Origin of the sequence: Flavobacterium sp. K5-23, from assembly GCF_023278045.1 — a bacterium.
In the GTDB taxonomy this organism is placed as follows: Bacteria; Bacteroidota; Bacteroidia; order Flavobacteriales; family Flavobacteriaceae; genus Flavobacterium.
Window position 1 is genome coordinate 3,481,314 of record NZ_CP056783.1, and the last position, 9,564, is coordinate 3,490,877.

Here is a 9,564-nt window from a genome sequence, read left to right on the forward strand (position 1 = left end):
TTTGGGATTTGGGATTTATATTTTGTTATTTAGTTTCCGATTACCACTTTTGGAAAACGAATAATTTTATCTCCCAATTTATATCCTTTCTCAAGAACATCAACAATCTTACCTTTCATCTTATCAGAAGCAGCTGGAATTTGAGTAATTGCTTCAGCAAAATCAGCATCAAATACATCTCCGGCTTTCACCTCAACTTGCTCTAATCCTTTACCTACCATAGTACTTTTTAGTTTTTCATGAATAAGCTCAACACCTTTTAGCATTATCTCATCTTCTGATTTACTAATCTCAACCATAGCTCTATCAAAATCATCTAAAACCGGTAGCATTGCCAATAACACTTCTTGGTTTGCTGTTTTAAACAATTCGATACGCTCTTTTGTAGTTCTTCTTTTGTAATTTTCAAATTCAGCAAACAAACGTAGAAATTTATCTTTCTCATTTGCCAAGTCTTTCGTTAATTGCTCTTCAACACTTAATTCCTCAACAATAGGCTGATCATCATTTGCATTATTTTCTAATGTCGCACCATCTAATTCTTGATCGATTTCTATATTATCAGTAGTCATATTTGTTGTATTTTTAAATATATTCTTAAACTTCATTATTTTACTTTTCTTTGGATTGCAAAAGTACTGCCAAAACTTATTAAATGTCAAATTGTCATTCATTTTTTAGCAGCTCCTTTTTTCATCATTAAACAAAACTTCAAAATATGTCTTTTTTAACTAAAATTTTAATATAATTTTAAGACTAATATGGATTAGTTTGTATAAGTTTGTTACCGATTCATTTTTGAATCACATTTACGCCCCCTTTAGTAAATAATTTAAGGTTGGTATTTATAATTATTAATTCGTGATTACCTTATATTAAAAAAAGCTTTGTTTCAGAAACAAAGCTTTTTTTTATGCTGTATATTGAGTTATGACAAAGCCTCCTTTAAGCCTTCAAAATCAAGTAAAACCTGCTCTCCGCTAACTAGGTTTTTAAGTGAGAACGTTTTAGCGGCCATTTCCTGATCCCCTACGATTACTGCAAAAGGAATACTTCGTTTATCGGCATGTTGAAATTGTTTTGCCACTTTGGCGTTATCTGGATACAATTCGACTTTTATTCCTGTAGCTCTCAATTTTTGAATTGCTTGCATAGCGTAAAAAGCTTCCGTATCTCCGTAATTAATAAACAAAGCTTTAGTGGTTTCAGTAACTGTTTCAGGAAATAAATTTAATTCTTCCACAACCAAATAAATTCGGTCTAATCCAAAAGAAATTCCCACACCGCTCATATTCTTCAATCCAAAAATTCCCGTCAAATCGTCGTATCTACCGCCACCACCAATAGATCCCATTGCAACTTCTTTAGGAGGTGCAACTTCAAAAATGGCTCCAGTATAATAATTCAGCCCACGAGCCAAAGTAACATCTAAGTCTAAAATTGCTGAGGACAATCCTAATTTCATCACGTTTTCACAAATGAATTTCAATTCCTCAACTCCTTTCATCCCTTCCGCAGAAGTAGCTAAAAGCAGCGATAATTTTTCTAATTTCTCAGAAATAGTGCCTGTGAAATTAAATAAAGGCTGAACTTTTACTAAAGCCTCTTCGGAAATTCCTTTTTCAATCATTTCCTTTTTGACTCCATCTTCCCCTATTTTATCCAATTTATCAAGCGCAACAGTGAAATCGATTAATTTATCTGAAGCTCCAATTACCTCGGCAATTCCAGATAATATTTTTCGATTATTGATTTTTACAGTCACTCCGTTCAATCCTAAAGAAGTGAATACAGTATCATAAAGCTGAACTAACTCTACTTCTTGCCATAAAGATTTAGAGCCAACAACATCAGCATCACACTGAAAAAACTCTCTGAAACGACCTTTTTGAGGACGATCTGCACGCCAAACGGGTTGTATCTGGTATCTTTTAAATGGGAATTCAATTTCGTTTTGATGTTGCACCACGTACCTGGCAAAAGGAACCGTTAAGTCATAACGCAACGCTTTTTCAGAAATAGTTGAAGTTAGTTTATTACTATCCTTATTTTGCAAATGAGATTCATTGGCTTTCGCCAAATAATCACCCGAGTTCAAAATTTTAAAAATCAAACGATCTCCTTCTTCTCCGTATTTACCCATTAAGGTATCAGAGTTTTCAAAAGAAGGGGTTTCTATAGGTTGGAAACCAAATTTCTCAAAATTACTTTTAATAATTTGCATTATATATTGACGTTTTGCCACCTCAGCAGGTGAAAAATCTCTTGTTCCTTTTGGAATACTCGGTTTAGATGCCATTTTTTTAATTTAGGTATTAGATTCGGAAATTGAAATTTCGAGTTTGGTCTAAAAAGCACCAAGCCATTGTTTCGACTCCTAAAATATATCTGCAAATATCTTATTTTTAAAATAAATAATACTTCTTCTAAAATAAAACTGTAACAAAAAATGTATTTTCGTGTCAAACAACCATGATGCTAAATTTATTCAAAGAAAATGTTAGGATTGCATTAGGTTCTATTAGAACGCAATTACTACGAACCACACTTACCGTGTTAATTATTGCTATAGGAATTACTGCATTAGTAGGGATTCTTACAGTAGTTTCAGCTTTAGAAAACACAATCTCCTCCGACTTCGCCTCGATGGGAGCCAATACTTTCAACCTAAAACAATACGAAAACACCATTCGGAATAACAATAGAGAGGAACGTAAAGTCATAAATCCTATTATTTCTTATCCTGATGCAATTGCATTCAAAAATAAATTCAAATACCCTTTTTCTCAAACCTCGCTTTCCTTTACAGCCACTTCCAGAGCTGAAGTAAAACACGCAGGAGATAAAACTGATCCTGAAATTTCGATTATTGGAGTTGATGAACGTTTCATCCCAAATTCTGGATTAGAAACTAGTCTAGGAAGAAATTTTAATGGTTTTGACATTGACAACAATACGTATGTATGTGTCGTGGGTTCTGATTTTGAAAAAGGATTACTAAAAGACATTAACCCAATTGATAAAATAATTTCTATTAGAGGAGCAAAGTTTAAGGTAATTGGAGTTCTAAAAGAAAAAGGTTCCACTTTTGGGAACAGTCAGGATTTAAGAGTCTTAATCCCAATACAAGTTGCCCGCTCTTTATTTTCTGCGCCAAACATTAACTATACAGTAAGTGTTATGGTTACCAAAAAAGAATTATTAGACCAAGCCATTGACAACGCAACAAGTACAATGCGAAGAGTTCGTAAGCTAACCCCAATAAAAGACAATAATTTTGGTGTAGTACGAAGCGATGATTTAATCAACAGAATCCTTGGAATTACAAAATACCTAGGACTTGCTTCATGGCTTATAGGTGTTATTACAATTCTAGGATCTTCTATTGCTTTGATGAATATTATGATTGTTTCAGTAACCGAACGTACCCGTGAAATAGGAGTTAGAAAAGCACTTGGTGCCAAAAAATCAACAGTAGCAATGCAGTTTTTTATTGAAACTTTAATCATAGGTCAAATGGGAGGAATAGCCGGAATTATTTTCGGAATCCTGATTGGATTTGGAATCGCAACTGCTATGAGTTTTGCTTTTGTAATCCCATGGACCGCAATATTCGCAGCCTTTTTAACTAGTTTTATGGTAGCAATAGTTTCCGGATTGTATCCAGCAATAAAAGCATCTAAATTAGATCCTATCGAAGCATTACGCCACGAATAGTTTCCAGTAGTCAGTGTTCAGTAATCAGATTTCTGTACTTCCCTGATATAGGTTGACCACAAAAGTCAAGTTATATGAATGCAAATTTAAAAGAAATTAGGAAACTCCGAGTTTATTCGGAAGAGTTTAAAAAAGGAATCGTAAGTTTTTACGAAAGCGGGAAGTATAGTGTTCTGCAATTAGAACGACTTTACGGAGTAAATAACGTTACAATCTACAATTGGATTTATAAATTTTCTACTTTTAATGAAAAAGGAATTAGAGTTGTAGAAATGAAAGATAGTAACATTGATAAGCTAAAACAGTTAGAACTCAAGATAAAAGAACTTGAACAAGCGGTTGGTCAGAAGCAAATAAAAATTGATTATCTCGAAAAGATGATTGATATAGCTAAAGATGAATTTAATATCGACATAAAAAAAAACTCCAACACCCCACAATCAGCTGGTTCGTTGAGAACCAGAAAGTAATAAGTTTTTCTTTAAATCAGCTTTACGAAACACTTGAAATAAGCAAGCAAGCAGTTAATCAGTATTCAAAAAGACAGGTTGCTTTTGAAAGAAAGATAGAATGTCTGATTTTAGAAGCAGAGGAACTAAGGAAAGAACACCCTGGTTGTGGGGTTGAGAAAATGTATTATGCTTTGCGTCCTAATTTCATAGGAAGAGATAGATTTATCGATACGTTTATGGATTTAGGGTTCAGGATAAAAAGGCATAAAAATTACAGGAGAACAACGTTTTCTGTGAAAGTTTATTTTCCGAATCTAATAAAGTCAATGTCTGTATATGCTCCGTCGACGATTTGGCAATCGGATATAACTTATATTTATGTTGGAGAAAGATTTTATTACGCAGTGTTTATAATAGATGTTTATACAAAGAAAATCGTTGGACATCAACTATCTAATCATATGAGAGCTACTGCTAATTTAAGCGCAATGCAAATGGCATTAGAAAACAATCAAGCTCCAATGATACACCACTCTGATAGAGGTAGTCAGTATATTTACAATGAATATATAGCTCTTCTCAAAGTGAGTGGATGCGAAATCAGCATGGCATTGTCAGGACAAGACAATGCTTATGCAGAAAGGATTAACAGAACAATAAAAGAAGAGTATATAGACCATTGGAAACCTAAAACATTTGAACAATTAAAAAAGGATGTAGATAGAGCAGTTGAACATTATAATAATAAGAGACCTCATAACAACATAGGGAAATTAAGCCCTGTTGATTTTGAAAATAATTGGTTCAATAATCCTCTTTTTTCTAAGCCTATTATTACTATTTTTGACAATGATAAATTAATAGAAATCGGTCAACTTTAATTAGGGACGTGCATTCAAACTGAATACTGACCACTGATTACTAATCACGGTATACTAAACACTTCCTTTTATCATCCTGTCATTCCCGTAAATATCCTTACGTAATTCAACATTTTTAAAATTCATTTTCTCCAGTAATTCAATCATTTCCTTTCCTAAATATTGATTGATTTCGAAAAAAAGCTGTCCGTTCTCCGAACTGTTTTTCTGGGCCAATTCAGCTATTTTTTTATAAAAAATCAGGGCGTCATTGTCTTCAACAAAAAGAGCCAAATGAGGTTCGTTATCCAAAACATTCTTTTTAATTTCCTGTTTTTCTAGATTTCGAACATAAGGAGGATTCGAAACAATAACATCAAATTGGCGTGCCAAATCATCTGTTTCAAGAATGTTCTGCTTTAAAAAAGTAACAGTTACATTGTTGTTATCCGCATTTTTTTTGGCTGTAGCCAATGCCTTTTCGGAAACATCGATGGCAAAAACCTGGGCATTTGGAATATTTTTTGCCAGTGAAACAGCAATGCAACCACTTCCTGTACCAATATCAAGAATTTTCAAACCCGAAGCTTTTGTATTTGGATTGCTTTTAATAATCCATTCTACTAATTCTTCAGTTTCAGGTCTTGGAATAAGCACATTCTCATTGACTTCAAAATCCAAACCATAAAAACTGGTGGTTCCAAGCAAATACTGGATAGGTATTTCTAATTTTAATTGCTCCAAAATAGAATTCCAAGCTTCCATATCATCATCCTTAAACTCCAAATCAGGATTCAAGGCTAGATCAATTCTTTTCAGCTCATGTTTGTTTTCCAAAATAAGATAGAAAAAACTTTCAGCTTCTCCTTCGCCGTGAATCGGTGATAGCGACTTAATAAATTGGTCTCGGTATTGTTTAATTTTCATTGTATTGGGTATTGCTTTATGAATATAGAAACTCATAATTCATTTCTTATAATTTCTTCAGCATCCAAACCGGACATGAGGTATGTCCCGTACTTCCCATAGGAGCACTGATATTCTCAAAACCTACCTTTTTATACAGTTTTTGAGCATCGTGCATATATGGCATTGTTTCTAAATAACATTTTTCAAACCCAAAATCTTTAGCGCCTTGCAAACATTTTTCCATCATTTGGCTTCCTAAGCCCAAACCTCGAGTCTCAGGCATAAAATACATTTTTTGCAATTCACAAATGGTTTCGGCTTCATTCAGAAGCGGTGCGATTCCAGCCCCTCCAATAATTTTTCCGTTATTTTCCACAACATAATAAACCGACTGGGGCTTATTGTATTCTTCGAACATTAAATCCAAATAGGGATCTTCGTAAGCGGTACCCACTTTGGGAATATTCAACTCATCAAAAACAGCTCTTATTAAACTAGCTACAGCTGGATTATCTTCTTTTGTAATTTTTCTTATTATCATCTTAAAAAACTAATTAACTTAGGGTTAATGGTTAGCAACCATTCAGTTTGGCTATTATCGGCATCAAATTTCGGCTTTCGACATATCTGATTCAAAATTACTAAAAAGAATATTGAAACAATAATCTCGATAGTTGAATTTAGAAATCACAGAACTGCAAACCTAATCAAAATTTTAGTTTATTTTTGTACCGTGAATACACATGAAAAATACATCAAACGCTGCCTAGAATTGGCAAAAAACGGATTAGGAACAACCTACCCTAACCCTATGGTAGGAAGTGTGATTGTCTTTGATAATAAAATCATTGGAGAAGGCTGGCACAAAAAAGCCGGTGGTCCTCATGCCGAGGTCAACGCGGTAAATTCCGTAAAAGACAAGTCGCTATTAAAAAAAGCGACCATCTATGTGAGTTTAGAACCTTGCAGTCATTTTGGAAAAACACCACCTTGTTGCGATTTAATAGTCGACAACAAAATTCCAAATGTTGTTATAGGAACCGTAGATCCAAATATAAAAGTTGCAGGAAACGGAATAAAAAAATTAATAGAAGCCGGAACGAATGTCAGTGTAGGTTATTTGGAAGAGGAATGCAACGAGCTAAACAAACGCTTTTTTACTTTTCATCAGAAGAAAAGACCCTATATCATTTTGAAATGGGCCGAAAGTCAAGACGGGTTTATTGCTCCATTATCAAAAACGGAAACGAAACCGGTATGGATTACAAACCCTTATTCGAGACAACTTGTCCACAAATGGCGAAGTGAAGAACAGGCCATTCTTGTAGGCACCCAAACTGTAATTGACGACAACCCAAAACTAGATACGAGAGACTGGGCAGGGAACAATCCTATCCGGATAATTCTGGACCAAAACAGCCGAATTCTGGATAACTCCCATATTTTTAACAACCAAGTTAAAACGATTATTATTTGTAAAACATCCGACAAAGACAATAAAGAAAACTGTATCTTTGAGAGTATCGATTTCGAACAAAATATTGCACAACAATTATCGGAATTACTGTATAAATACCAGATTCAATCTGTGATTATTGAAGGAGGTCGCCAAACACTTCAAACATTTATTGATGAAAATTTATGGGATGAAACACGTATTTTTATCGGCAAAACGTTGTTTCAAGAAGGTACCAAAGCGCCATTAATTAGTAAAAGAGATTCTAAAAAAAATTGCATCAACGGCGACGAACTTATAATATCTAGAAACTATGATTAATACAATCATTTTTGACTTTGGAGATATATTTATCAACTTAGACAAGCAAGCCACGACTGAAGCCTTAAAGAAATTAGGATTAAAAGAGTGGAATGAGGACTTAGACTATTTAAACATTCAGTTTGAAATTGGAAAAATTTCTGAAGACAACTTTCTTCTTGGGATTCAAAAGCACATCCCTAACGCCAGTCTAGAAGAAATAAAAAAGGCATGGAATGCAATTTTGCTAGATTTTCCTTTGCATAGATTGGAGTTTCTACAATTGCTTTCAAAAAAATACCGTCTTTTTCTATTAAGCAATACCGATGCCATACATATTGAAACATTCGAACAAAATAATGGCAGTTCATTTTATGGAGATTTTTACCATTGTTTTGAAAAAGTTTATTTTTCATTCGAATTAGGGATGAGAAAACCTGAAGCTGCTATTTTCAATCATCTCATAAAAGAACATGAATTATCTGCCAAACGCACTTTGTTTATCGATGACAAAAAAGAAAACACTGACACAGCACTAGCTTTAGGCTTTCAGGTTTGGAACTTACAAGTAGGCAAAGAAGACGTAGTTCATTTATTCGATAAAAACATAATCTAGAAAAAACCCCATTTGGAAATTAACGATACTTACAATACAATTGAATACCCTTCAGAAGAAGTTCTTTTTAAAGAAAAAAACAGTAAATTCTTTGGCTATGCCTTTCCTATTCAATCAGAAGAGGAAGTAAAATCAATTATCGACGGCTTACGAAAACAACATCCTAACGCAGGACATTTTTGCTATGCGTATCAAATAGGAACCGAAAAGATATCCTACAGAGCAAACGATGATGGCGAACCGAGCAACAGTGCAGGAATGCCTATTTATGGTCAAATTCAGTCTTTTGGAGTTACAAATATCCTTGTTGTGGTTGTTAGGGTTTTCGGAGGAGTAAAACTAGGCGTAGGTGGTCTTATTTCGGCTTATAAAACTACAGCCCAAATGGTACTAAATTCTTGCATTATAGTCGAAAAAACAATCGACATTCACTATCTTGTTTCATTTGACTATAAAAACATGAACAAGGTTATGCGAGTAATCAAGGAAAAAAAATTGGATATCGTAACTCAAGAAATGGAAATAAATGAAGATACAGGATTACCAATTGGTAAAATTGAAATAAAAACAAGAAAAAAAAATGCCGAAATGATATTCGACATTTTTAATTCTTTATTCGAAATAAATATTCAACTTAAGGAATAATTCAATCTTTTTTTAAATTAGTAAAAGTTTTTCTTTTACATACTCTGGAGGGAGAGTAGGACGAGTCGTTTTCATATCCACAAATACCAAAGTGGAACTCGCAATTGTTAATAACTCACCCTGTTCATTATGTATCTCATAGTCAAATTCAATCTTTACAGATGTCTGGCTCTTAAAAATAGTTTTAACAGTTAGCAAATCATCATAACGAGCAGGTTTTTTATAATTTATATTTAAAGAAACCACAGGAAGCATGATTCCATTACCTTCCATCCATTTATAAGAAATCCCAAGGTTTCTAAGCCATTCCACGCGTCCCATCTCTAAAAACTGAGCATAATTCCCGTGATAAACAACCCCCATTTGGTCTGTTTCTGAATACCTAACCCTTACTTTCAATTCATGTACTCTCATTTTACTTTTTATTATTTTAACATTATTTATTTTAGTTCTTATACCTACTTACAACAATAATACTACAAAATCAACCCCTAAATATTTTTTTTTACAATTATTTGTTCACATATTTGTTACCCCGAAAAAAAACGATCATCTGATCATTTTTTACTAAGACAACGATTACTAAATTAAATAATTTACATAGAATTT

General features: G+C 33.4%; 11 protein-coding genes. 6 read left to right on the top strand and 5 right to left on the bottom strand.

Features of this window, described 5'->3' with window-relative positions; genetic code table 11:
- Positions 1–29 precede the first annotated feature (29 nt).
- Both FLAK523_RS15160 and hisS read right to left on the bottom strand, forming a co-directional pair.
- Positions 30–608, bottom strand: coding sequence for a nucleotide exchange factor GrpE (locus FLAK523_RS15160; RefSeq protein ID WP_248908107.1), 579 nt, complete (start codon positions 606–608; stop codon positions 30–32).
- Positions 609–928: 320 nt separating this feature from the next.
- Entirely contained in the window at positions 929–2,299 is a 1,371-nt protein-coding gene (gene hisS, locus FLAK523_RS15165; protein ID WP_248905037.1) for a histidine--tRNA ligase, read from the bottom strand.
- 173 nt (positions 2,300–2,472) lie between these two features.
- Here hisS and FLAK523_RS15170 point away from each other — a divergent pair, with 173 nt between their 5' ends.
- The 3 genes from FLAK523_RS15170 to FLAK523_RS15180 all read left to right on the top strand — a co-directional run bounded on the left by FLAK523_RS15170 (position 2,473) and on the right by FLAK523_RS15180 (position 5,050).
- Complete coding sequence (locus tag FLAK523_RS15170; protein ID WP_248905039.1) at positions 2,473–3,717, top strand: ABC transporter permease; 1,245 nt, start codon at positions 2,473–2,475, stop codon at positions 3,715–3,717.
- A gap of 74 nt (positions 3,718–3,791) precedes the next feature.
- Entirely contained in the window at positions 3,792–4,187 is a 396-nt protein-coding gene (locus tag FLAK523_RS15175) for a transposase (protein ID WP_248902299.1), read from the top strand.
- 38 nt (positions 4,188–4,225) lie between these two features.
- Positions 4,226–5,050: an IS3 family transposase gene (locus FLAK523_RS15180; protein ID WP_248908062.1), complete on the top strand. Its 825-nt coding sequence runs from the start codon at positions 4,226–4,228 to the stop codon at positions 5,048–5,050.
- 54 nt (positions 5,051–5,104) lie between these two features.
- Here FLAK523_RS15180 and prmC read toward each other — a convergent pair whose 3' ends face one another.
- Positions 5,105–5,956 (bottom strand): peptide chain release factor N(5)-glutamine methyltransferase, encoded by an 852-nt coding sequence (gene prmC, locus FLAK523_RS15185; protein WP_248908109.1) that lies wholly within the window; start codon positions 5,954–5,956, stop codon positions 5,105–5,107.
- A gap of 46 nt (positions 5,957–6,002) precedes the next feature.
- On the bottom strand, positions 6,003–6,479 hold the full coding sequence (locus tag FLAK523_RS15190) for a GNAT family N-acetyltransferase (protein ID WP_248905041.1): 477 nt from the start codon (positions 6,477–6,479) through the stop codon (positions 6,003–6,005).
- Between the two features lie 192 nt (positions 6,480–6,671).
- Between FLAK523_RS15190 and ribD the strand changes: the two genes are divergently transcribed.
- Genes ribD through FLAK523_RS15205 form a run of 3 tightly spaced genes read left to right on the top strand, consistent with a single transcriptional unit; the run spans position 6,672 to position 8,955 of the window.
- Entirely contained in the window at positions 6,672–7,715 is a 1,044-nt protein-coding gene (gene ribD / locus FLAK523_RS15195) for a bifunctional diaminohydroxyphosphoribosylaminopyrimidine deaminase/5-amino-6-(5-phosphoribosylamino)uracil reductase RibD (RefSeq protein ID WP_248905043.1), read from the top strand.
- Entirely contained in the window at positions 7,708–8,310 is a 603-nt protein-coding gene (locus FLAK523_RS15200; protein WP_248905045.1) for an HAD family phosphatase, read from the top strand. Before ribD ends, FLAK523_RS15200 begins: the two co-directional genes overlap by 8 nt.
- A gap of 12 nt (positions 8,311–8,322) precedes the next feature.
- Complete coding sequence (locus FLAK523_RS15205) at positions 8,323–8,955, top strand: YigZ family protein (RefSeq protein WP_248905047.1); 633 nt, start codon at positions 8,323–8,325, stop codon at positions 8,953–8,955.
- Between the two features lie 12 nt (positions 8,956–8,967).
- Here FLAK523_RS15205 and FLAK523_RS15210 read toward each other — a convergent pair whose 3' ends face one another.
- The gene (locus FLAK523_RS15210; protein WP_248905049.1) at positions 8,968–9,369 is read right to left on the bottom strand and encodes a thioesterase family protein; all 402 of its coding nucleotides are present in this window, start codon (positions 9,367–9,369) and stop codon (positions 8,968–8,970) included.
- Positions 9,370–9,564: the final 195 nt, after the last annotated feature.